The following is a 22,725-nucleotide window of genomic DNA, read 5'->3' on the forward strand; positions in this document are numbered from 1 at the left end:
CATTGCCTCCATACTAAAGGATTTTATTCTACACCAAGTTTGTAAACACTTCCAATGGGCGTCATTAATTGATCATTATTCCAAACGAACGCTTTTGCACAATAATCGTTTGAATCCTGCGGCAATCCAGTAAGTTCTACTGAGTAGTCAGTATTTACCGTCGGGTTACTGACTGGCAATGTCTTTACTCCAACCAGCGTTTGTGCGCCGTTTTCTTTCTTTTCATATACTGCAAGCACAAACATAATGGATTTTGGCATTTGTTCATTCGCTTTTGGCTCCCCTATTTTATATATTGCTGTAAGCGTTCCATCTGTCGGGAAAGCACCTTTCCCACTGAATTCGATATCATCAATAATGGAATCTTCTGCAAAAATACCATCTATCTTCATTCCGCTTAAATAATTCCAACCATCCAGTCCGCCTGCGATCGTTACCTTTACATAAATCTCATTTTTATTGTTGCCTACAATAGTAAACGGGGTAAGATCACCTACGTTTTTCTCAACAACTCCCTGTGCGTTATTGTATGAATAAAAGCGTTTTACTGTACCCAAGCTGCTTTTAAACGCATCCAGCCCTGGTACATTATACGATTCATATTCATCTCCTGCGCTCACTGTAATCGATGTACCTATGTTTGCTCCTACACATGGGTCTATGCTGTTTTTACCTTTAAGATCAAAGTGTATACCTTTAAAAATTTTTCCTTCGGGGGCAGTTAGTTTCAAGACAAATGCACCACTTGTCCAAAGCTGTGCGCCCTCAGCCTCTCCCGGAAAGCTAAGCCAATTTGTATTTCCATCTCCCAAAAACATTAGCCATCGTTTTACATCTACAATTTGGCAATATTCGTTAGTCGCAGCAATTATCTCAGCATTATTTGCCGCATTTGGATCTCCATTTTGCCACATATTTCCAATCCAGTTTCTGTTGTCTACCCCGGTATAATCCATATTAACAAGTGTTTCTGTGCTGTACCGGTCGACATCTGTAAAATCCACAGGCAATTTTTCGACAATGGCAATTTCAGAAAGCCAAGCAGTCATATAATCTTCTGAATTAAAACTAAAGTTAATATAGTATTCCTTTTTTCCTTTCACTGCATCTGTTAATACCAAAGTTTCGCCATAATCATGATAATCTTTTGCATCCCGCGGATTGGTATTAATGACGCCTGGAGTGGAATCGGTAATTCTTCTGATGTCACCAAAAGTGCTGAAATAGTTTTCGCTCTCAAACGCTCCTTCTGGCGGGAGCGATGAACCTTGAATGGCTACATAGCTACTGCCGTCATTTGAACTTACTCCGCCGTAATATGAAATATCCAATTCCTCAAAGCCGTCAGGATTGGCGCTGGTCACTTTGTATGTAATATTTCTTACACCAGATTGCGCAATGAGCGCCAGTACACTATCGCTCTCTTTGAATGTAGCCGTGTTTCCGTTTCCAAGGCCGAGACGGTACATAACAATATTATCACTCACGCCAAGCACTTCAGTATTAGCATATTGATCTGCAGATGCTTTAATATCTGCAGAGATATTGCTAAATGCGCTTTTTCCCTGAGAAAATGCGCTCGAATCCATAGCATAAAGTGTCTTTGCCGCATATCCTTCATCCTTGATTTCCTCTCCTTGTGAAACCCGGCTGGTATTAAATATAGCACTTACGTTCATTTTTTGAATGTAACTATCCGTGGAAAAAGTTGTATCATCATAATGTATGCCATTATGATCATCTAATGGAGCGTGGATCAAATTCCCGCTCGTGATCATAAATTTTACCCAAACCTCTTTTTGATCGTCACACGTCACACTGAATGCGTCAAGTGCAGTCCCCAAATTATGTATATTTCCATCACCGTCAACATACGATGTCATTCTGTTGGCAACACCTAAATCATATGGAGAATTCCCTATATAAGTGATGATTTGAACAGAAGAATTTTTTTCAGTCCCCACCGGCAGGGAAAGATTTCCGTCATAATCAAATCGAAGACCCTGAAACGTTTTTCCAGCCGGTGCTGTCAACTTATAAGTGACGGATGCAATCCCCCAACCTTCACCCAAGCCGACAACAGAAAGTCCTCGTTCATAAGAGCCTACCTTCACGGCCTGGAAATATGGATGTCCATCTAAAATGACCGATTGATAATCACAGTATTCGGGCGAAAGCCCTAACTGATTTGCAAAATTTACATTTCCGCCTTCCTCGACCCAGAAAAAGTTCGTTGCGTATGTATTGGTATAATCTCCTGATGCCATTACCAATGTTTCATATTTTGAACTATCAGAAAATTCTACGGGCACCTTTTCCGTGAAAGAAATGTCCGTAAGTGATGTATCAAAAAGGTTCTCAGAAACATAACTAAAATTGATATAGTACTCTTTTCTTCCTTTGACTTCATCAGTAAGTTTCAGCGTTTCACCATAATTAAAATAATCCGGTGTTGCATTGTCACGTTTTCCTACACTAAAATTATCCACACCAGGCTGACTGTCCGTTATTCTTCTTAAATCTGAAAATACATCAAAATATCCATCTGTACCAAATTCACCACCAGGTGCCTGATCAGACCCTTGCACTGCCAAATAGCTTATGGGATTTCCGTCCTCAACCTCAGATTCTGCACGACCAATAAACGAAACATCAAGTTCTTCAAATCCATTTGGATTACTGCTAGTAATTTTATATGTAATATTTTTAACCGTTGGATCCGGTGTACTGGAGCCTGCTGTCAAATATTTAACCGCAGCATGTTCTTTCCCTACACCGCTGTATTCGGGAGTATAATACTGCCCTTGCCATACACTAATACCATCTGATACGCCAAGAACATCCACGTTAGGATATTCTGCCGCAGAGGCTCTTAATGCTTCATCCGCTAATCCAGTGTGTACAAGATCTGCTTGATCAAGCGCATATAATACTTTTGAAGCGTATTCCTGCCCTCCTACGGCCTGACCTACAATAACTGTGGTAGTCACTGGAACCATCAGGGCCATACACAAAAGGACTGTTAATGCTCGTTTTAAAATTTGATACATACAATTTCCTCCTTTTTAGCATTTTTTCCGTTCTGCTTTTTTGTGTTTTTGTACATCAATTCTTACTTCGTTTTCATTAATGATTAAGCATTTTAACAGATATTTTTCGGTTTTTAAAAAACGAATTATAAAATGTGCACAAAATTACCTCTTTGATTATTTTACTCCATATTTATATTTATCACAATCTCATTTATAGACACAAATATGTCATTTTTAGACATCTTTTTTTGCTGCAAAATACAGACAAGGTAAAAAATGCCATAAAAAAACTGCTTCGGTAGATGATGAACATTACCGAAACAGTCTTCATAAAACAATTATGATAGTGCCGAAACACAGATTTCATTTCTGCCGTCTACCGAAATATATTTATTTAAATCTCCCACATGTATCTTTCCATCCTCTACAGGGTAAAAATTTAAAATTTCTGCGTCAAAACCATCAATTTCTAATGTCAAAGGTAAAACAGAATAGAATTTCTTCCCAAAAAAGCCATATGCTACATATTCTCCTTCCCATCCTTCTGAATAAATAGTTGTACTTTTTTTCTCATGCGTAAGATTAAATACCGCCATAACATATCCATTCCCTTTTTTATTGCATAATCTGAGTATACCAGTTTTCGAGTCTTCAAATAAATTTTCTATTGCAGGCAAGGCACAGTCATCACACAAGATCACATTTCCATCTTTATCAAGGAATGGAGCAATATATGTATCACAGGTCTTTCCTACTTCATCGCTTAAATATATTGGTCCTCCGCTGATTGCTCTTAACACGCTGCTAATTTTTGCCGTCACATCGTAACTTTGCCACATGTCATAGTCACAATAAAATAGCTGACTATGAAATACTGCATTATACGCATTTTGCATAATATGAGTAATAAAGCTTTCCGGATTCTGCGGATAGAAATCATCGCTGTTCCTTGAAAGAGAAGTATATGGACGGTGATGAACATTAATATTATTCATTGCCATACAATTTATGACATTTCCTTCAAAACAATCGTGAACTGCCTGATCTGCCGCTATCTGCAGACTACGGCAAATTGAGATACAATCCTTTTTTCCACTGTAAAATTCAAGAGAATTTCCCTGGCCATCAATTTTTACAAAGTCAATTCCCTGTTCCTTTAAATATTTATACCAGTCGCAGAAAAAATCATATGCCTTTTCACCATCAGGAAGAAACAAGCCTGAATTTGTTTCCGTCAAACGATCCTTTTGTGCGTAATATAACTCACTGTCCTTCGCAATACCAAACCAATATCCGGTCAGTGCGTGCCAAACACCAACCTGCTCGACGCCATATTCCCGCTTCATTTTTTCTATACATGATTTTAATCCATTGGGGAATTTTTTTCTATCTTCCTGAAACGATTTAAGCGCAATCCGCTCATCATCGGAATATTGCATCCAACCATCATCAATGACGACCCACTTAATCGGAATCTTTTTCTGCTGAAATTCATCCAGTTTTTTAAAAATAGATCTTTCGTCAACATCTCGATAAAACGCATTCCATGTACACCAACCAAGCCCTTGATACATGGGATCCAAGCTTTTTTCAGTTCGAAGATGGGTTTTAATCAATTTGTTTTCACTAGCATATTGATAGGCTTTTTTAACCGCATCGTATGGATTTTCTGCTGCGGCAAGCACAGCAAATGTGCCATTTAAATCTATTGCCCCATCATAGTATTTGGATAGACAAAACCGCAGCGTGCCTTTTTCTTCCGATCCCATAAGCGTCACATTAAAGTCATCATTGATAATTGGGAGTATCACTATATATTCTCCGTTTATCTTCAAAAGCATGTTTTGTATATTATCCGGAATCTTACTTAAATCCTTTTCAAAGCAAGGCATTGACCAAAACGGATTATATTGCTGACGGGCAAGCAGGCCATCTATTTGTCCCTCCAGGGCAATGTCAATCCAAACCCCCTTCTGCTCATCAATAATCCGGGCGTATACGTGAGGAAATTGTACTAAATGTAAATCAACCGACAATATTGTAATCTTTCCTTCCGTTTTTCTTGTAACTTTTCCTTCAAAAAAATCTTTTTTTTCATTCTCATTTTTTCTTCCATCACGTCTAAAATTCACACATATTTTTTCAGATAAAATCATTTTTTCACTTCCCTTATTAAATATACTTAGCATTATTGTAGCATATCAAAAAAGGGATTACAATGGCAACTTGGGACAACTTGGATCAACGCTAAAAAAGTAGACACAAAGATATAATATACAATATAATAAACAAGACACAAAAAAGGAGAGATACTATGGGGACAAACAATGATACAAAATATGACAAAAATTTTAAAAAATCACTCTTCTCACCCCACCATAACGGGAAAACCCAGACTCCCAACTTTGTAAAGAATACGGCGTTTTCCAATCCGCTTTAGGCAAATGTATAAAACAATATTCCACTGCCCTGGTCGATGATGGCCAAGTTCTTACCGCAAAACAGGTGAAAGAACTTCAAAAATGCAATGCACAGTTCGAGGAGGAAAATTTCATATTAAAAAAGCGATTTCCATCTTCGCGCCACACTCACACAACGATTCGATGCTGTTCATAAGCTTCGGTTCCAGCATAGCATAAAAACGCTTTGCCGGGTTCTGCAGATTAACAGAAGTACTTACTATAAGCATTTCTCCCCCGCCCCTGCTCCCCGTGTAAAGGAGAATCAACACATTGCTTCTTTGATCCTCCATATTTATGCTGACTACCATAAACGGCTTGGCACATATCAAACTACTGTTGTCCTGCTGCGTGACTATGGCATACCCGTCAGCGTCCATCCAGTGTACCGCCTGATGAAATCTTTGCAGTTACCCAAAATGTCTACCGATAAACCTACTGTTCACCGTGTGGCTTCCCATGACCCTTCCTGCTTAAACCTCTTGCAGCAGCAGTTCCAACAGAAAGCACCGAACCTCGTATGGGTCAGTGACATTACCTATATCAAGATCAAGACCGACGGAAAATGGTATTATCTTTGTATTGTAATGGATCTGTTTTCCAGGAAAGTTATCGCATGGCATATTTCTGCAAAACCGGATGTAGAATTGGTTATTGCCACATTCAAAAAGGCTTATGAAAAAAGAAAGGCTCCTTATGGGCTTATGTTCCATTCCGACCGCAACGCCCTGTACACCGCCTTTGCTTTCCGGCAGCTTCTGGATTCTCTTGATGTTGTACAATCTTTTTCTAAAAAAGGGTTCCCCTTTGACAATGCCTGCTGTGAATGTTTCTTTAAGCATCTCAAGAAAGAGGAAACAGACCGCAAAATCTACCATTCTCTACAGGAACTCCAGCTTTCTGTTTTTGAATATATTGAGGGCTTCTACAATTCCAGACGTCCTCATGGCTCTCTTGGCATGCTTACTCCCAATCAGGCTGAACTGTTATACTGTAAGCAGGCCTAAACTCCCCCTATCCTATTTTCCTCATTCCTCTTTCTACTTTTTTGACTATAGTCCACTATGTAAGAAAAGCCATTCAGTTTTATGAAGAATACCAGGATAAAAGACGTAAAAATTTTAATGAGTAAAGATACAATATTAACGATCAAACCAAATAATAAACAAAAAAGAGATAGGCTCGTCAAAAAGCCTATCTCTTGCAATACGTCGTATTTACTAAGTTTTCGGTAAAAGCAAAACCCCCGAAGTAACAATATACTCGGGGATTTTGTTTATTATTAAATTGGTGACCCATCGGAGATTCGAACTCCGGACACCTTGATTAAAAGTCAAGTGCTCTGCCAACTGAGCTAATGGGTCTTATTAAATTTTAAAAGAAAATGGCTGGGCTGGCAGGATTCGAACCTACGAATGCAGCAGTCAAAGTGCTGTGTCTTACCGCTTGACGACAGCCCAATATTTAAATGGGGTGGGTAAAGGGAATTGAACCCTTGGCCTCCAGAGCCACAATCTGGCGCTCTAGCCAACTGAGCTATACCCACCATATGGGTTTGGCGCGCCTGAAGGGACTTGAACCCCTGGCCCACTGCTTAGAAGGCAGTTGCTCTATCCAGCTGAGCTACAGGCGCACAATTGCCTAAGCCGACCATTTTTAAAAATAATTGGAGCGGGTGATGGGAATCGAACCCACGCAATCAGCTTGGAAGGCTGAGATTCTACCATTGAACTACACCCGCTCATCTTAACGCGACCTTGTTATTATACCAGCTATCCCTTATTTTGTCAACACTTTTTTTTAATTTTTTTCATTTTTCTTTGTTCATAAAATCTTTCTCAACAAACACACGAAAACATCAGATATCAAAGGCATAAACATACTACCAAGTCTGCTATAGCAAAGAAACGTATGGAAGTAATCCATACGTTTCCTGCACGTAGCGTTTTAACTACATCTATTACTTTACAACTTAGCCCGGAAGCTGTTCGGACAAAGTAACCTCTACTGTCTGAGTCTGGCCGGTTGCATATTTATAAACTTCCAGTTTGAGTACATCCCCCGGCTTATGCTGATCTTTAATCTCATTCAGTTCATTTCCAGTGGTAATGTTCTGTCCATCTACTGCAGTAATAATATCACCCTGCTGCAACCCCGCATTCCGCGCTGAATCACTGGTCACACTCATAACCTGTACACCCTGCGGCCAAGAATACGATCTTGCCATATATTCAGTAACATCACGGGTAGAGATACCTATAACCGGACGACCTTTTACATACCCATATTCCAGTAAGTCAGAAATAATTGGACTAGCCTCCGAAATCGGAATAGCAAACCCCATACCTTCTACACCAGAACTCTCCACTTTAACAGAATTAATACCAATTACTTCTCCGTGGGAATTGATCAATGCACCACCGGAGTTACCAGAATTAATAGCCGCATCTGTCTGAATCAAATTCATCGTACGATTATCGACTGTAATGGTTCTGTTTACCGCACTTACAATTCCCTGAGTAACACTGCCGAAAAATTCAAGGCCCATAGGATTACCAATTGCAACAACACGTTCGCCGACTTCCAAAGCGGAAGAATCACCCAACGTTGCAACCGTCAATTCTTCCTGCGGCTCAATTTTAATGACCGCTAAATCCGTCTGCTCATCTGTACCAACCACCTGTGCTTCATAATCTGTACCAGTATTCAAAGTTACGCTTACTGAATTAGCGCCTTCTACTACGTGATTATTTGTGACAATATACCCATCAGAACTTAAGATGATTCCTGAACCCTGACTGGTAGACTGTGTGGCTCCAAAAATACTCATCTGTCCTTGAATTACACTAGTAATACCTACTACCGCCGGTCCTACCTGTTTTGCAATTTCTGTAGTAGCCAGTTCCGCACCACTGTTTGCAGTCTCTGTTGCCTGACTACTGTTCGTTCCATTCTTCAAATCACTTACCAGTTCCTGTTTAGATGCCACTTTTTTATCTTGCGCACCATAATTGCGTCCCAACATAAATGCTCCGCCAAATAAAGCCAGATTCAAGACTGTTAAAGAAACCATTGCTGCCACAAAACGTTTTCCAGTTTTATGCTCTTTCTTTTGATGCCGAACATGCTCTGTATAAAGAGGACCATTCACCATTCCTGGAATAGAATCCACACTTTCTGGCTTTGCCTGTCCAGATAAATCAATTTTCACGGCTGGCTGCGTTTCTGTTGTATGGTTTTGTGTTTGATCATTCCACCCAGATGATTCTTCACTCCAGCTCTGCTGCGATGCCTGCCACTGTGTTTCCTGCGCAAACGTACTCTCCTTCTCCGACTGTGAAAATTCCGATGCCTCATTTCTGTTCTCCGAATTGCTTGAATACATTTCATCATATTCTTTCATTGTCAATTCCTCCTCTTCTATCTTCCTAACGGCATTTTCTTCAGCCGTTTTCCTTATCGATTGATTATATTATAACAAGCACTTATGAAAAATCTGTGAATAAACTGTAAAAGAAGATTTAATGTTATATGTCTTCTTTTTGAACATTTTCACCCCGGTTTTCTTCCCGTTTCATTGGTGCTTTTCCACGGTCTAACGAAAAAATAAATTCCGCAAATTCACCTTCCACGCTGTTTACACGAATATTTTTTCCATGGGCACGAATAATACTTTTTACCAGATACAGTCCTATTCCTGTTCCTTCCTTATTAATACTTCTGGATTTATCCACTTTATACAGTCGTTCAAAAATCATCTGCTGCTGTTCTTTTGGAATCCCGCAACCAGTATTTCTAACCGAAATATAAACTTCTTGCAGTTTAGGTTTTACCGTTACTGCAATTTCACCGTTTGCATCAGTAAATTTAACCGCATTATCCAGCAGATTTGTCAAAACCCGTTTAATTCCATCTGCATCAGCACGTACATAACAACTATCGGAGTCAAAATTTAACTTCACATTAATATTTTTTTCTTCCAGACGATTGGTTAATCCAATAATTGTCAGACGAATTGCTTCATTGATATCAAAATTGGTTTTATTCAAAACCATTTTATCCGACTGCATCCTGCTAATATCCAAAAAAGTATTTACCAGCCTAGATAGTCTTGTCACTTCATCATAAACAATTTTTAAATATTCTTTTTGGCGCTCCGGAGGGATAGTATCATCTAGAATTCCATAAACAAAACCACTGATGGTAGTCATTGGCGTCCGAAGTTCATGAGATACATCTGAAATAAAAGACTTACGGATATCTTCCACTTTTTCCAGTTCAAAAGCCATATTATTAAAAGTTTCGGCCAGCTCCGCAATTTCCCCAATATCCGATTTTGTTGCCGTTTCACCCACTCTCGCATCCAAATGTCCACTTGCAAACTCCTTAGCACTGTTTTGTATACTTTTAATCGGCATCGAAAACCGTTTGGCAAGCATATAAGACAGTAAAAAGGAAATGGCAATAACTGCAATAGCAGAAAATAAAAGAATTCGGAACAACTCATAAGTCATACGCTGCTGCTCCGGGATAGGAATACTGATAAATACCGCACCTATTGTATTTCCTCCTGCACCGGAAACAGGCACCTGGAGGGTAAACATGGTTTCAGCAAAAATACCTCCCATAGTTCCTATCATAGAATTGCGCTGTCCTGACAAGACTGCTTTACTATACTCCGTAGCAATAAAGGCGGGTACATTGTGTACAAATCCACTGTCCGAAGTATTAACCAACACACTTCCCTTATCATCAATGACCATAATATGACTCTGACTGCTGCGGCAAAATCCGCTAAGGATATTACGCAGACTGTCGATTGGTACATTGTTTTGAATCAAAGCGACAATCGAATCCGCATTTTTTGCCAATGATTCCTCGCTTTGATGCGATATATAATTGGTTATTAATACAGTCTGCATAGAACCCAATATAATGATACAGACCAGGACGGAGATAATATTAAATATAAAAATTCTTGAAAATATGGTTTTTCCAAAAATCGCATTCATGAAACCCGGCCTCCAATTTCAGTTTATTTTTGATCAACTTCAAATTTATATCCCACACCCCATACCGTTTTAAGATGCCAGTTTTTCCCTTCCGTTTCGATTTTTTCTCTAATTCTTTTGATATGTACATCAACCGTTCGCGAATCTCCAAAAAACTCATAACCCCAGATTTCATCCAAAAGCTGATCCCGGGTAAACACTTTATTTGTGTTTTTAGCCAAAAAGTATAGCAGCTCAAATTCCTTGGGAGGCATTTCGATTTTTTTATCGTCCAGATAAATTTCATACGTAGCCTGATTAATGCGCAAGCCATCAAACCGCAGTTCCCCATCTTCCTCGGCATTTTCCCCTTTGCTGTAGCTTTCACTGCGCCGCAAAACCGCTTTAATACGCGCAATCAATTCTTTAGGTTCAAAAGGTTTTACAATATAATCATCTGCCCCAAGTTCCAAACCCAAAACTTTGTCAAACGTTTCCCCTTTGGCAGTCAACATAATAATAGGCGTATTATCAATTGCTCTAATTTCCCGGCAAACCTGCCATCCGTCCTTTACTGGCAGCATCACATCCAATAGAACCATATCCGGCGAGGTACTCTTAAACTTATCCACTGCCTCCTGACCGTCATGAGCAATCACCACGTGGTATCCTTCTTTTTCTACATATAACCGTATCAATTCACAAATATTCACTTCATCATCTACGATCAACACAGTCTGATTGTTTGGCATTTTTCTTCCTCCTCTTTTGCTTAACTGCATCCATAAACTCCGCATCGCATTTTATAACTTCCATTATAGCATAAAATTTAGGGAATGTATGAAGAATTTGTGAAAAATAAAAAATTTTTTGAATGATTTTTTGATATTATGGTATACTATACAAAAAGGACAGACTTTATATCTGTCCTAACACAATATGATCAGGAGGCCACTATGCAGACACCATCTTTTTCTTCTATTGTCCCCCAGCCGTCTTCCAAAAAGCATATACCGCGCGCGGAAGCAAAAGCTACCCGACAACTGCAGGAAGAATATTCATCCATACTTAATAAACTCAACCGGACAGCCAGCGACCTGGAAGCTGCTCAAAGCAATTTCAATCACGTCTCCGAGGCCAAAGCCGTAGATGTATGCATTTATCAGATTCAAACTGCCCAAAGCCAGTATGAAAACCTGGTTATGCAACTAAAAACACTAAGCCGTAAAATTAAAACACCAGAAGACACCTCAATTGAGGACACAAACTCCGATATTTAAATACAAAGCAAAAAGGCACCACAGTAAATATGGTAGCATTAATTTTCCGGCTGTAGTGTTTTGCCGATAAAAAATCAAAGTACAAAGCGCCACCAATATAATGAGAATGCCCAGCCATACCGCTGAAAAACAATAGAGATGCATTCTAAAGAAAAAAAGCGGCCAACAGAAATTAACCAACAGTCCAATCACATACAGCATAAGTCCGCGCCGGCGTTCAGGTGACTCCGGGCCATCCCATATCAAATATGCCGCTAGTCCCATGCAAAAATACAAAATCGTCCATACGATTCCAAAAACCACTCCCGGCGGTGATAATGGCGGCTTAACCAACTGAGAATAGGTCTCGGTTCCTGTACCAGCGATTGCACCAGCCAAAAATCCTCCGCCTATAGCCAACCCCAAACTAAGCAATAATTTTTTCAGGTTGATTGTCCGAAACATAAACACGCACTCCTTCTCTTGATTCCCGCAGATTAAAAACAGCATCAAAAAAGCTTCCTGCAACATTTTATGCAGAAAGCTTTTCATTTATGCAAAGCAAGTCTCAAATCAATGAATTTACCGCATCTGATAAATTCGCAAAAAGTGCGCCCAAAAATGCATCCTTATCGCCGCCTATTTGCCAAGAACCATCGTTTTCTATCATGGTTACTTCTATCGTATTTTCTGTGGAAGGAATATCGGTCTGCGCAAGTACATTCAGCATACAATTCGCTAGCTGTTTTTGATATTCTTCTTGAGTCATTTCAGACACTTTAGCCTGGTATTCTGCACTGGAAACCATCTGCATGACCTGATCCATGTAACGCTTCATCACATCAGAAAAATCCAGCGTGGTAACTTTCACTTGAAGCTTTACAGATCCATCCTCCATTTTTTCCGAAGCCTCAACCTTATAAGACATCTGTTTCAGAGTAGAAAGAATGGCATTTTGCAACTGTTCGCTGTCTTCAGCATTGATAAAATTACTGACCGAATCAAAATCATAATATTGACTGATCTGTGTTTTATCTCCGGTCTGAAACGCCTGCATCATCGTATCAAATGCCGCGTTAGCTTCTTTGACTGTACCACAGCCTGCCAATATCATCATCAAAACCGTCGCCGTAGCTGCAGTCAAAAATTTTCTCCAGTTTTTCCGCATTTTGCCGCTCCGCCTTTCCGTTTTTTATGATTCTATCATAAAACCGAAAAATTGTCAAACCTACCGAAACATCCTTATAACCGGAGCAGAAAGGATTCCCGTCTCGCGCAAGCGATATTCATAACACCATTTATCTCCCATGGTCCGCCAAATATTCGGACCAACCCAGAGCGCATTTTCCACATCGTGAAGTGCTCCAAAGGTATTGAATCGATTTCCAAACAGGGTCAATGTAATTTTATGCCGCCCAGCAGCAACCCCTTTGATTTCGGCATCATAAGGAGCATACGCAATCACGCCGCAGTCTTTACCGTCCACTGCCACACGAATCATTGCCCCGCGGTAATGACTGACATGTATTTTCATATCCCCCGCCGGCACCTCTAGTTCTGTTTCATAAATTACATTTCCTCCATAAAACGCCAACCCCTGACGTGATATATCTCCAAATCCAATTGTCTGAGACGGCGCAGTCAAATACTTACAGGTTCCCCGAACCACAGTATCAAATTCTCCCAGCAAATAACACCATTCTGTATCTGTGCGTTTTCCAAAAGGTATCTTTATCTGTAAAATATTTTTTCCTTCAGAGAACGACGGAAGTTCAACAGTTTGAATCGCTTCATCCACATAATATCCACAGATAATCGACGGCACGGCCTGACCATTTAAGGTAATTTCTGCATTCTCTGCGTTTTCCAATGCCAACTTTATGTTATGAAATGTCTGTTTGCATTCCACTTCAAACCGCAGGGAAAGAAAATGAGAGATTTTTTCTTTTGCAATAACCCAAGGCTGTACCACGTCTCCTTCACGTCTTGGCCAGCCAAGTTTTTGCCTGCAAATGTTATCTAACCGCAAAATTTCCTCTTCCGGCTGGAACTCTTCGTTATCTAAAGCATACTGGGCAGTATCCAACAATAGTACGTTGGGTTCCGTCCGGTGATACGCAACAGTCTGATGTAAGGTTGTTTCAAAAATTTTCTCCTTCGTAGGCTGTGTTTCCCTATATCCGGTCTCTTCAGTATCATTTAGCTGAAGCAAAATACTGTCATAGGCCTGCAAAGTCAAATCTATCACCGACGCTCCCCGTTCTATTCTATAGGACAACGGACGTATCTGTCCAGTCAGCGTATCATACAATACGGGTTTTACCTTCCTGTGTATGGTAAGTTGAATTTTCTGCGGCATCTCCGCAGCAATATCCTTATTGACACACCGTTTTGCATGCGCAATAAACAGCCAGCGGCACTCCGTATCCTGGCGGAGCTGGTAAATCAAATTATTTGTATGTTCACCCGAAACATTTCTTATCTCAATCTCCCGTACATAGTCCAATGCTTCCAATACAGCAGTCTTGTCAAAAGGAACATGTGACACCTTTTTATACAGCTTTGCTGGCTCTTGCGAAGGAACAGCATCCATATACTGTGGAGGCTCACCCAAAAACAGTAATTTTCCACCCTGCTCCGCAAATGTTTTCAATCGGCACAAAGTCGATTCCCGCAGGGTCTCGCACGGCGGAACCACAATCGTATCATAAGCCATTTCTCCTACCTGCAGCGGCGCAGAAGCAGATGGACACTGCTGTGGCAGCAAGGCTTCACTAATAAAATCAAAATCAATACAACCGGTAAGCAACCATTCAATAATACTCTGGAACCTTTCATCCATCTGGGTGCGGATTGCCGCAGTAGTAAACGCTGGTCCCCAATGCAGCCAATAACTCTCAATGGGATGAATCACGCCAACCCGGACGACTGCCTTACCCCGGGTCATTGCCGTATTGACCCGGGCAAAATGATTCTCTACATAAGGATATTCTTTGTACCACGGTGACTGATAGTTAATCGAAGCAGGATAATCGCGTTTTGCTTCACCACCCATAGATACCCAGGACAAATGTGGGACACGTACGGTAACCCCCAGCGCCGCCTGCCAATCTCCTTGGAATTTATGTCCGCGGAAATCAAAATCCCAGCCGGTTACACCATACAATTCAGACAGCATCGCTTCTCTGCCACTCTGATGCACTACCGACTGTGTCTGCTTTGCAGTGGAAAACTCAATATGATCACAAAGCATATCAATGCCCGGGATTTGGAAATACGGATAGGAACGCATTGCTTCTCCAATCATAGCAGTCTGAGACCGCAGTGACGGTTCTTCTACCATATGGCCGGTTAAGCGCAGACCATGTTCTTCACACCATCTTCCGCACTGCCCTGCAAAACTTTCCGAAAACAAATTGGTCACATGGTCATGAAAATGGTACCGGCAAACCGAAACCGCTCCTCCCGGAAGATCCCAAAACAGTTCCGGCAGCTTTTCCAACAAATCTTCTTTGTATACATCATAATAACTTTCTGTCATGGCTGGCGTCCAGGGCAAAATAACATCCGTTTGATCCTGCGGGAAAGCCAATGTATTTTTTTTCAGAAACTGAGGTTCATCTGTAAAAATTGCCGGCACCGTTTTGTCAAACCGATCCCCCACCGTTTCCAGATACCGATCATAAGTTACCCGAATAAACTCCTGCATCGCCTCAGGATCCAGCGTATCAATATACGCCTGCCCATTATACCACGCCTGATTTCCATATGTAATCATATAGGCATACCACTTGGTACCCTTTGCCTCCTGCGTTTTCTCAATCTTTTGATATTTCTTAAGATTTCCGTCCTCATCCAATACAATATCATAACAGGCCAGATACCCGGTTTCCCCAGTCTCTACTGCCTGTTCCAGTGCAACAGCCTGAGGATTTTCTGTCACCGTAAAAAGCAATCCTCTTTGCCGATACCGGGGGTTTTTTGTCACAATTCCACCGGCTGCGCCGGAAGGCCAGCGATCTTCATCATACAGCCAGGCAAGCATTCCCTCTTTCTCCGCCTTATCAGTACAGCCTCGTATCAGATCCATAAACTCGTCAGAAAGATATTCTACTGCCATGCCGGTCCTTGAGTGCATGTGAAAGCCCCCAAACCCCATCTCTTTGAGATACTCTATCTGCCGATCAAGCTGTTCCTGATTCAACTGACAGTTCCATGCCCAAAACGGTGTGCCCCTATATTCGCTGGAAGGATTTTGAAATAACTTTTCATCCAACTTATTTTCTGTATTTCTTTTATACAGCAATTTCTTCACCCTTTCTTCAAGATATTTTTCATTTTTATGGTCTTTATTATACTTCCGTCTTTCAGAATATTCTACCCCTGTTTTTTCTAAAAACAGGGGGTGTTTTTGACTTTTCTTCTTGACTTTTTATCTAAAAAAAGCTACAATAAAGAAAATATATACGGAGGGTTTGCAATGGAAAAACATTTTTTCCCATTTGAACAAAATACCGAAGATATTCTGGTCCGCCTTTACCGCCACGGCAACACTGATGCCCATACACACGAGTTCCTGGAACTGGTCTATATAGTGGAAGGACAAGCCTCACACACTTTAAACGGCCAGTGTTCCATCGTCACTCCAGGAAATTATTTTATTGTGGATTATGCCAGCCGTCATCAATACAAAACACCGCCAGGTAAGGAAATTGTTCTTTATAATCTGCTTTTTACCCCCCGCTTTATCGACCGCACATTAGCCTCTTGCCATCGTTTTGACCAGATTTTAGACCACTACCTTATCCGTTTTCAAAATATTCCAATACAGTTTCCACAAAACACTATTTTTTTTGACGAAGACGGAAGTATCCTTCAACTAATCCAACATATGGAAAAAGAAGGTAATGAGCAAAAACCTGGATTTGCTGAACTGCTACGTTGCTCCTTGATCGAAATTATTATTCAAAGCCTGCGCAAGATATCCCCAAGTGATGGCAGCACACGCCTCCACCCCTGTGTTTGTGCCGTTTTAGACCAAATTAATCGCAATTATATGACAAATTTGACTTTGACTGCACTCAGCCAAGAACTCCATTACAGCCCAGCTTACCTCAGCCGCCTGTTTACAGCAGAAACTGGAGAAAGTTTTCACAACTTCCTCCGAAAAAAACGGATTGAAAACAGCTGCAGGCTTCTGCTCAACACACACAAGCAGGTACAAGAGATTGCGCAATTGGTTGGCTATGCCGATCTAAAAACCTTTCAATCTGCTTTTAAACAAATTATGCACACTACTCCAAAAGCTTATCAGAAGCAAAACCATTGACACCAAACTATAAATGTGATATGCTAATTTCAGTTAGATAATACTAACCCAAGTGCAAAATATGGGAGGTGCTTTTTTTTGCAAAGTCAAGAATTGAAAATTGGAGGCATGACCTGTGCTGCCTGCAGCGGTCGTATTGAACGAGTTTTAAAGAAAACAGAAGGGATTACAGACATCACGGTTAATCTGACTACAGGCATTGCAGCGGTTCAATATGATGAAACCATTCTAAACATATCTGATATCATATCGAAAATTGTAAAGCTGGGCTTTGAAGCGGAAATTTTTACAGAAGAACACAGCCAGGATTATGAAAAAAAAGAGGCCAAATATTTGAAAACAGAATTAATTCTTGCTGCTGTTCTCACTGCACCGCTATTGCTGGGAATGATTCTCAGCTGGTTTGGAATCCACATCGCATTTCTGCACAATCCCTGGCTACAGCTGATACTGGCTACACCAGTACAATTCGGTATTGGCCGCCGTTTTTACAAACATGGCTTTCTTGCCATAAAAGCACTCAGTCCCAACATGGATGTACTGATTGCTCTTGGCACCAGCACTGCATATTTCTTCAGCCTGTATCATGTTTTAGCCGGCAAAACGATTCCGGGTTCTATGGAAGGTTTATATTTTGAATCCTCCATGACCATCATCACCTTAATCTTACTGGGAAAATATTTGGAAGCACACGCGAAATCCAAAACATCGGAAGCGATTTACAAACTGATTGAGCTTCAGCCTCAAACTGCCACGCGAATTGAAAACGGAACAGAAAAAACCGTTGCCCTGGCTGAAATCGAGACCGGAGATTTGCTTCGGGTAAGACCGGGAGAAAAAATTCCAGTAGACGGCACCATTATATCCGGAAATTCCACTGTGGATGAATCCATGCTGACCGGAGAAAGCCTGCCGGCAGACAAGGGGCCGGAAGATACTATCTTTTGCGCCACCATAAATTTAACCGGATCATTTACGATGCGGGCCGACAAAATCGGAAGAGATACCACCCTGTCACAAATCATTAAATTGGTACGCAATGCCCAAGGCAAAAAAGCTCCTATTCAAAAAATTGCCGACAAAGTATCCGCTGTTTTTGTTCCAACCATTTTGGCGGTTGCTCTTATTACTTTTATCGGCTGGCTGCTTTTTTCGGGTGATATGACAAAAGCACTGCTAAACGCCATTTCCGTTCTTGTGATTGCCTGCCCTTGTTCCTTGGGGCTTGCGACACCCACGGCCATTATGGTTGGAACAGGCCTTGGGGCAGAACATGGCATATTAATTAAAGGCGGTGAGCATCTAGAAACCGCACATAAACTGAATGCTATTATACTGGATAAAACCGGGACAATTACTAAGGGAACACCCGCTGTAACCGATCTGATTTCCATAAACTGCGAATCAGATACCTTGCTTTCTTCTGTCGCGGCAGCAGAAACTTATTCAGAACATCCTCTTGCACGGGCGATTTGCCGCTTTGCCACAGAACAAAAGTCCAACCTACCGTTAGCTGAAGATTTTTGCTCCGAAACAGGAATGGGAATTTCTGCATCCATCCAAGGACAGGTTTGGTTTATCGGTACGCGCAGATGGATGAAAAAAAATGGTATCCCTTATGAAGAAGCAGAACAACAGGCGGGATTTCTTGAATCTGCTGGGAAAACTGTCATGTTTGTAGGTTCTGGCAATCATCTGATGGGACTGGTTGCCGTTGCGGACACCATCAAAGAAAGCTCTGCCGAAGCTGTGAGACAATTAAAAGAACTTGGCTGTGAAATATATATGGTCACAGGAGACAACCCTGCAGCTGCGGATTATATTGCAAAAGCTGCTGGCATTCAGCATGTATTTGCACAAGTTTTACCTAATAATAAATCCGCCAAAGTGACTGAACTGAAAAAAGAAGGTTATATTGTTGGAATGGCTGGTGACGGAATCAACGATGCCCCTGCACTATCGACGGCAGATATTGGATTTGCCATGGGTGGTGGAACCGAGGTGGCCATTGAATCTGCAGATATTACCCTTATGCGTGATGACTTGACCTTGATCCCAGCCGCCATTCGGCTGTCTAAAAAAACGATGCGTAAAATTCGACAAAACCTTTTTTGGGCCTTTATTTACAATTCTATCGGCGTCCCCTTTGCGGCTTTTGGATTTTTGAATCCTATTCTTGCAGGCGCCGCCATGGCCTTCAGTTCTGTTTCAGTTATTACCAATTCACTGCTTTTAAAGCGGTTTCGCCCCGAAACACATAAAAATAATGCCTAAGTGCATCAAAACAGAAAGGAGCAATATTATGAAAACACAAAAAATTTCTATTGAAGGTATGTCCTGCAGCCACTGTGTGGCTTCGGTTACTGCCGCCCTGAAAGAACAAAGTGGTGTCACCGACGTGAAAGTCAGTCTGGAAAATAAAAATGCCACTGTAGTTTTTGATGAAAATATAGTTTCCTGCGGTACCCTTGTGCAAGTCATAGAAGACATTGGCTTTGAAGCCCACTGCTGAATGCCGATCTCAAAAAAGCCGTTTTGCTCGAAAATGCAAAACGGCTTTTTGATATTCTAGAAATTTTCCTATCTATCAAGTTCATTGTTTCCTATATTCTCAGGTTTTGCTAATTGTAATTTTCTGAAAAAAACTTTAAGTATTTCATTCAACACACTTGCGCTAGATCTATGCAAACGCGCATCTTTTTTCTTCATTTTTATTCAACCGCATTTAAGTTAGTTATTGCTAACTCAAATTTATTATGACACATAGAAAAAAAGGGCCAATCTTTCTTCTTGCGTATGATTTGCAGATAAAGATATCACATATAATCACTGACATTTTTTGCAATTTTTCCAAGGCTGCGCAAAAATTGCATTCTCTCCTCTTCTTCCATACCCTGCATCATTTTTTTCACCCAAGCATCTCCGGTATACACCAACTGTGGATAGATATCTTTCGCTTTTTCCGTAGGATGTACATTTATAAAACGGCCATCTTCTGCATTTTCTACCCGAACGACATATCCCTGCTCTTCCAGTCGTGCCAATGTTTTTGCCACCGTACCCTTGCTGATATCAAGCAATTCACAAAATTTATTCTGGGTCATTTCTCCATTTTCGCAGGTAAGCATTATAAAAGGAGTTAATCCACTGCTCAATCCCATATTACGCGTTTGAACATTAATATATATCTGCATTTTCCGATAAATGACTGATATTATCTTTAAAATATCTGCTTCCCGGTACTGTTCCAACTTTCCCACCCCTTCTTGCTACAACTGATTTTATTGTACCATATCTATCCATCATGTCAAGCAAAAAACTGTTGACACCCCCATCAAACTGCGTTATAATAAGAATAGCCCATATGGGTTATTTTTTTATTCAAAATCGTTTCATAGGAAACTAAAAGGAGTGATACCATGAAATATGCAGTGATTACCATTGGCCGGGAACATGGTTCCGGAGGACGCTTACTTGCACAAAAAATTGCAGATGCACTTAACATCCCCTTATATGATAAAAAATTGATCCACATGATTGCATCAGAAAGCGGGTTTTCTGAAAAATATGTAGAACAGGCAGAAACAAAACACACTTCCAGCTTTTTGTATAATCTGTATTTTGACAGCACCAACCTCCCCATTGATGATCAACTTTTTATCGCACAGTCTAATGTTATAAAAAAGGCAGCCGCACAAAGTCCCTGTGTTATTGTCGGCAGATGCGCCAACTATGTACTTCGGAAACGCACTGATTGTCTTAACCTGTTTGTCTATGCCCCCATGGAGGAACGGATACACCGGATTACCGAGGAATACCATGAACAGGTGCCAAATAAAGATATACATCGGTATTTAGAAAAATATGATAAACAAAGAGCAGCCTATTATGAGCGATTTACCGGTGAACGTTGGGGCGATCGCCATCAATATCATCTAATGATAAACAGTACTGTCGGCCTGGACCATATAGCTGATCATATTATGAAACTTGTTAAGGAGAGTGACGCAAACGCATGACAGCAGAAAATACATTGCCAAAAGAAAATAAAATGGGTACGATGCCAATCAACAAACTTCTTATATCCATGTCCGTCCCCATGATAATTTCCATGCTGGTACAAGCTTTATATAACATTGTCGACAGCATGTTTGTGGCGCAGATCAGCGAAAACGCTCTTACAGCAGTTTCGCTTGCTTTTCCCGCACAAAACCTGATGATCGCTGTTGCCACAGGTACTGGGGTAGGTGTAAATGCACTGCTTTCCAAAAGTTTGGGTGAAAAGAATTTTCACAGGGTCAATTTGGTCGCAGGCAATGCATTGTTTCTGACCCTATGCAGTTATATCGTTTTTGCACTGCTCGGCGTTTTTTTCTCCCGGCTTTTCTTTTCATTACAAACTGATATTACAGAAATTATTGACTACGGTGTAGAGTATTTAGTAATATGTACTGTTTTTTCTTTTGGAATTTTTGGCCAAGTAAGTTTTGAAAAGCTTCTTCAATCCACTGGAAAAACGATTTACACCATGTGCACACAGGGGTTAGGGGCAATTATTAATTTAATTTTTGATCCTATTTTTATTTTCGGGTTATTAGGCTTCCCCAAAATGGGAGTTGCTGGCGCGGCCGCTGCGACTGTTCTAGGACAAATCATTGCCTGTATTTTGGGAGCTATTCTTAACCATACCAAAAATCATGAAATCCAGTTTTCTCTGCATAACATGTTACCGAAAGCCCGAATCATCAAGGGCATTTACGCTGTTGGCCTTCCATCCATTATCATGGCTTCTATCAGCAGCATTATGACTTTTGGTATGAATAAAATTTTAATTGCGTTTACCTCAACGGCAACCGCAGTATTTGGCGTATATTTTAAATTGCAAAGCTTCGTCTTTATGCCCGTGTTTGGTCTTAACAATGGTATGGTTCCGATTGTAGCCTATAATTTTGGTGCAAAAAAGCCTGACCGCATTACCAAAACGGTAAAGCTCAGTATCATATATGCATTTTTGATGATGTTAATTGGATTTATCATTTTTCAACTATTTACGGAATGGCTTTTGATGATCTTTAACGCTTCGGAACACATGCTTTCTATCGGCATTCCTGCACTGCGCATTATCAGCATCAGCTTTTTGCTGGCAGGCTATTCGGTTATCTGCGCTTCGCTGTTTCAAGCACTTGGTCACGGATTGCTGAGTCTTTGTATTTCCGTGCTTCGTCAACTGGTTGTTTTACTGCCCCTGGCTTTCCTGCTTTCTAAAACAGGAATTCTTAATCGGGTTTGGCTGGCTTTTCCTGCAGCAGAACTTGTTTCCTTTGCCATTTGTGTTTATTTTCACCGCTATAGCTATCGCAAAGAAATTATTCCTATGCAAAAGGATACAACCATTTTACATAATCAGAATGATATACAAAAAGTATAAAGTTAACGACTGCCCTGTATTGCCCTTGATTTTGGGCTAATAACAGCCAATTTGCAGTAAATATTAAAACAGACTGTCCCACAAAAGCGAACAGTCTGTTTTTTGTGCTATAAAAAAATCGGAATGGAACCAATTCCATTCCGATTTGGAGCTGCCCAGCGGATTCGAACCGCCGACCTCTTCCTTACCAAGGAAGTGCTCTGCCTACTGAGCTAGGGCAGCATATA

General features: G+C 40.8%; 17 protein-coding genes and 6 tRNA genes. 7 read left to right on the forward strand and 16 right to left on the reverse strand.

The features are described 5' to 3' along the window. Positions 1-23: 23 nt before the first annotated feature. Positions 24-3,050: a hypothetical protein gene (locus INF28_RS02810; RefSeq protein WP_226391961.1), complete on the reverse strand. Its 3,027-nt coding sequence runs from the start codon at positions 3,048-3,050 to the stop codon at positions 24-26. Positions 3,051-3,370: 320 nt separating this feature from the next. Next, positions 3,371-5,188, reverse strand: a complete 1,818-nt coding sequence (locus INF28_RS02815) for a Sip1-related alpha-galactosidase (protein WP_226391962.1) — start codon at positions 5,186-5,188, stop codon at positions 3,371-3,373. Positions 5,189-5,667: 479 nt separating this feature from the next. On the opposite strand from INF28_RS02815, the gene INF28_RS02820 reads away from it, so the two are divergent. Then, positions 5,668-6,498 (forward strand): IS3 family transposase, encoded by an 831-nt coding sequence (locus INF28_RS02820; RefSeq protein ID WP_226392038.1) that lies wholly within the window; start codon positions 5,668-5,670, stop codon positions 6,496-6,498. A 281-nt stretch (positions 6,499-6,779) separates the two neighbouring features. Here the strand turns inward: INF28_RS02820 and INF28_RS02825 are convergent. From INF28_RS02825 to INF28_RS02860, 8 genes are all read right to left on the reverse strand, one after another. Continuing rightward, positions 6,780-6,855 (reverse strand) — tRNA-Lys (locus tag INF28_RS02825). 21 nt (positions 6,856-6,876) lie between these two features. Beyond that, positions 6,877-6,951: transfer RNA gene (locus INF28_RS02830), tRNA-Gln, on the reverse strand. Positions 6,952-6,960: 9 nt separating this feature from the next. Next, a tRNA-His gene (locus INF28_RS02835) sits at positions 6,961-7,037 on the reverse strand. A 10-nt stretch (positions 7,038-7,047) separates the two neighbouring features. Continuing rightward, a tRNA-Arg gene (locus INF28_RS02840) sits at positions 7,048-7,124 on the reverse strand. 34 nt (positions 7,125-7,158) lie between these two features. Continuing rightward, positions 7,159-7,232: transfer RNA gene (locus INF28_RS02845), tRNA-Gly, on the reverse strand. 231 nt (positions 7,233-7,463) lie between these two features. Further along, the gene (locus INF28_RS02850) at positions 7,464-8,894 is read right to left on the reverse strand and encodes a S1C family serine protease (RefSeq protein WP_226391963.1); all 1,431 of its coding nucleotides are present in this window, start codon (positions 8,892-8,894) and stop codon (positions 7,464-7,466) included. Positions 8,895-9,018: 124 nt separating this feature from the next. Further along, entirely contained in the window at positions 9,019-10,503 is a 1,485-nt protein-coding gene (locus INF28_RS02855; RefSeq protein WP_226391964.1) for a sensor histidine kinase, read from the reverse strand. Positions 10,504-10,526: 23 nt separating this feature from the next. Next, entirely contained in the window at positions 10,527-11,234 is a 708-nt protein-coding gene (locus INF28_RS02860) for a response regulator transcription factor (protein ID WP_226391965.1), read from the reverse strand. Between the two features lie 204 nt (positions 11,235-11,438). Here INF28_RS02860 and INF28_RS02865 point away from each other — a divergent pair, with 204 nt between their 5' ends. Beyond that, positions 11,439-11,762, forward strand: a complete 324-nt coding sequence (locus INF28_RS02865; protein WP_226391966.1) for a DUF2508 family protein — start codon at positions 11,439-11,441, stop codon at positions 11,760-11,762. On the opposite strand, the gene INF28_RS02870 is transcribed toward INF28_RS02865, so the two are convergent. The 3 genes from INF28_RS02870 to INF28_RS02880 all read right to left on the reverse strand — a co-directional run bounded on the left by INF28_RS02870 (position 11,733) and on the right by INF28_RS02880 (position 16,056). Continuing rightward, the gene (locus tag INF28_RS02870; protein WP_226391967.1) at positions 11,733-12,206 is read right to left on the reverse strand and encodes a TspO/MBR family protein; all 474 of its coding nucleotides are present in this window, start codon (positions 12,204-12,206) and stop codon (positions 11,733-11,735) included. The two genes, INF28_RS02865 and INF28_RS02870, sit on opposite strands and share 30 nt — an antisense overlap. Positions 12,207-12,309: 103 nt before the next feature. After that, positions 12,310-12,909, reverse strand: a complete 600-nt coding sequence (locus INF28_RS02875) for a DUF5105 domain-containing protein (protein ID WP_226391968.1) — start codon at positions 12,907-12,909, stop codon at positions 12,310-12,312. Positions 12,910-12,969: 60 nt separating this feature from the next. Then, positions 12,970-16,056: a type 1 glutamine amidotransferase family protein gene (locus INF28_RS02880; protein ID WP_226391969.1), complete on the reverse strand. Its 3,087-nt coding sequence runs from the start codon at positions 16,054-16,056 to the stop codon at positions 12,970-12,972. Between the two features lie 165 nt (positions 16,057-16,221). On the opposite strand from INF28_RS02880, the gene INF28_RS02885 reads away from it, so the two are divergent. From INF28_RS02885 to INF28_RS02895, 3 genes are all read left to right on the forward strand, one after another. Beyond that, complete coding sequence (locus tag INF28_RS02885; RefSeq protein ID WP_226391970.1) at positions 16,222-17,070, forward strand: AraC family transcriptional regulator; 849 nt, start codon at positions 16,222-16,224, stop codon at positions 17,068-17,070. A 78-nt stretch (positions 17,071-17,148) separates the two neighbouring features. Next, positions 17,149-19,344 carry a heavy metal translocating P-type ATPase gene (locus INF28_RS02890; RefSeq protein ID WP_226391971.1) on the forward strand — a complete coding sequence of 732 codons (2,196 nt, stop codon included), beginning with the start codon at positions 17,149-17,151 and terminating at the stop codon, positions 19,342-19,344. A gap of 28 nt (positions 19,345-19,372) precedes the next feature. Then, positions 19,373-19,582 (forward strand): heavy-metal-associated domain-containing protein, encoded by a 210-nt coding sequence (locus INF28_RS02895; protein ID WP_226391972.1) that lies wholly within the window; start codon positions 19,373-19,375, stop codon positions 19,580-19,582. Positions 19,583-19,650: 68 nt separating this feature from the next. Here the strand turns inward: INF28_RS02895 and INF28_RS12800 are convergent, their stop codons facing one another. Further along, positions 19,651-19,779: a hypothetical protein gene (locus INF28_RS12800; protein WP_264175668.1), complete on the reverse strand. Its 129-nt coding sequence runs from the start codon at positions 19,777-19,779 to the stop codon at positions 19,651-19,653. 107 nt (positions 19,780-19,886) lie between these two features. Next, the gene (locus INF28_RS02900; protein ID WP_226391973.1) at positions 19,887-20,321 is read right to left on the reverse strand and encodes a MarR family winged helix-turn-helix transcriptional regulator; all 435 of its coding nucleotides are present in this window, start codon (positions 20,319-20,321) and stop codon (positions 19,887-19,889) included. A 168-nt stretch (positions 20,322-20,489) separates the two neighbouring features. Between INF28_RS02900 and INF28_RS02905 the strand changes: the two genes are divergently transcribed. Both INF28_RS02905 and INF28_RS02910 read left to right on the forward strand, forming a co-directional pair. Further along, the gene (locus INF28_RS02905) at positions 20,490-21,089 is read left to right on the forward strand and encodes a cytidylate kinase-like family protein (protein WP_226391974.1); all 600 of its coding nucleotides are present in this window, start codon (positions 20,490-20,492) and stop codon (positions 21,087-21,089) included. Then, positions 21,086-22,498: an MATE family efflux transporter gene (locus INF28_RS02910; protein ID WP_226391975.1), complete on the forward strand. Its 1,413-nt coding sequence runs from the start codon at positions 21,086-21,088 to the stop codon at positions 22,496-22,498. The genes INF28_RS02905 and INF28_RS02910 overlap by 4 nt, the downstream gene beginning before the upstream one ends. Before the next feature lie 146 nt (positions 22,499-22,644). On the opposite strand, the gene INF28_RS02915 is transcribed toward INF28_RS02910, so the two are convergent. Further along, a tRNA-Thr gene (locus tag INF28_RS02915) sits at positions 22,645-22,720 on the reverse strand. Positions 22,721-22,725 lie beyond the last annotated feature (5 nt).

It is taken from the genome of Ructibacterium gallinarum, assembly GCF_014982785.1.
Classification (GTDB): Bacteria; Bacillota; Clostridia; order Monoglobales; family Monoglobaceae; genus Ructibacterium; species Ructibacterium gallinarum.

What these genes read in the sequence shown, in the direction of transcription:
- INF28_RS02860 (WP_226391965.1), bottom strand. Translation starts at nt 11,234, where the DNA reads ATGCCAAACAATCAGACTGTGTTGATCGTAGATGATGAAGTGAATATT.
- INF28_RS02895 (WP_226391972.1), top strand. Translation starts at nt 19,373, where the DNA reads ATGAAAACACAAAAAATTTCTATTGAAGGTATGTCCTGCAGCCACTGT.
- INF28_RS02885 (WP_226391970.1), top strand. Translation starts at nt 16,222, where the DNA reads ATGGAAAAACATTTTTTCCCATTTGAACAAAATACCGAAGATATTCTG.
- INF28_RS02875 (WP_226391968.1), bottom strand. Translation starts at nt 12,909, where the DNA reads ATGCGGAAAAACTGGAGAAAATTTTTGACTGCAGCTACGGCGACGGTT.
- INF28_RS02910 (WP_226391975.1), top strand. Translation starts at nt 21,086, where the DNA reads ATGACAGCAGAAAATACATTGCCAAAAGAAAATAAAATGGGTACGATG.
- INF28_RS02870 (WP_226391967.1), bottom strand. Translation starts at nt 12,206, where the DNA reads ATGTTTCGGACAATCAACCTGAAAAAATTATTGCTTAGTTTGGGGTTG.
- INF28_RS02865 (WP_226391966.1), top strand. Translation starts at nt 11,439, where the DNA reads ATGCAGACACCATCTTTTTCTTCTATTGTCCCCCAGCCGTCTTCCAAA.
- INF28_RS02810 (WP_226391961.1), bottom strand. Translation starts at nt 3,050, where the DNA reads ATGTATCAAATTTTAAAACGAGCATTAACAGTCCTTTTGTGTATGGCC.
- INF28_RS12800 (WP_264175668.1), bottom strand. Translation starts at nt 19,779, where the DNA reads ATGAAGAAAAAAGATGCGCGTTTGCATAGATCTAGCGCAAGTGTGTTG.
- INF28_RS02815 (WP_226391962.1), bottom strand. Translation starts at nt 5,188, where the DNA reads ATGATTTTATCTGAAAAAATATGTGTGAATTTTAGACGTGATGGAAGA.
- INF28_RS02855 (WP_226391964.1), bottom strand. Translation starts at nt 10,503, where the DNA reads ATGAATGCGATTTTTGGAAAAACCATATTTTCAAGAATTTTTATATTT.
- INF28_RS02905 (WP_226391974.1), top strand. Translation starts at nt 20,490, where the DNA reads ATGAAATATGCAGTGATTACCATTGGCCGGGAACATGGTTCCGGAGGA.
- INF28_RS02850 (WP_226391963.1), bottom strand. Translation starts at nt 8,894, where the DNA reads ATGAAAGAATATGATGAAATGTATTCAAGCAATTCGGAGAACAGAAAT.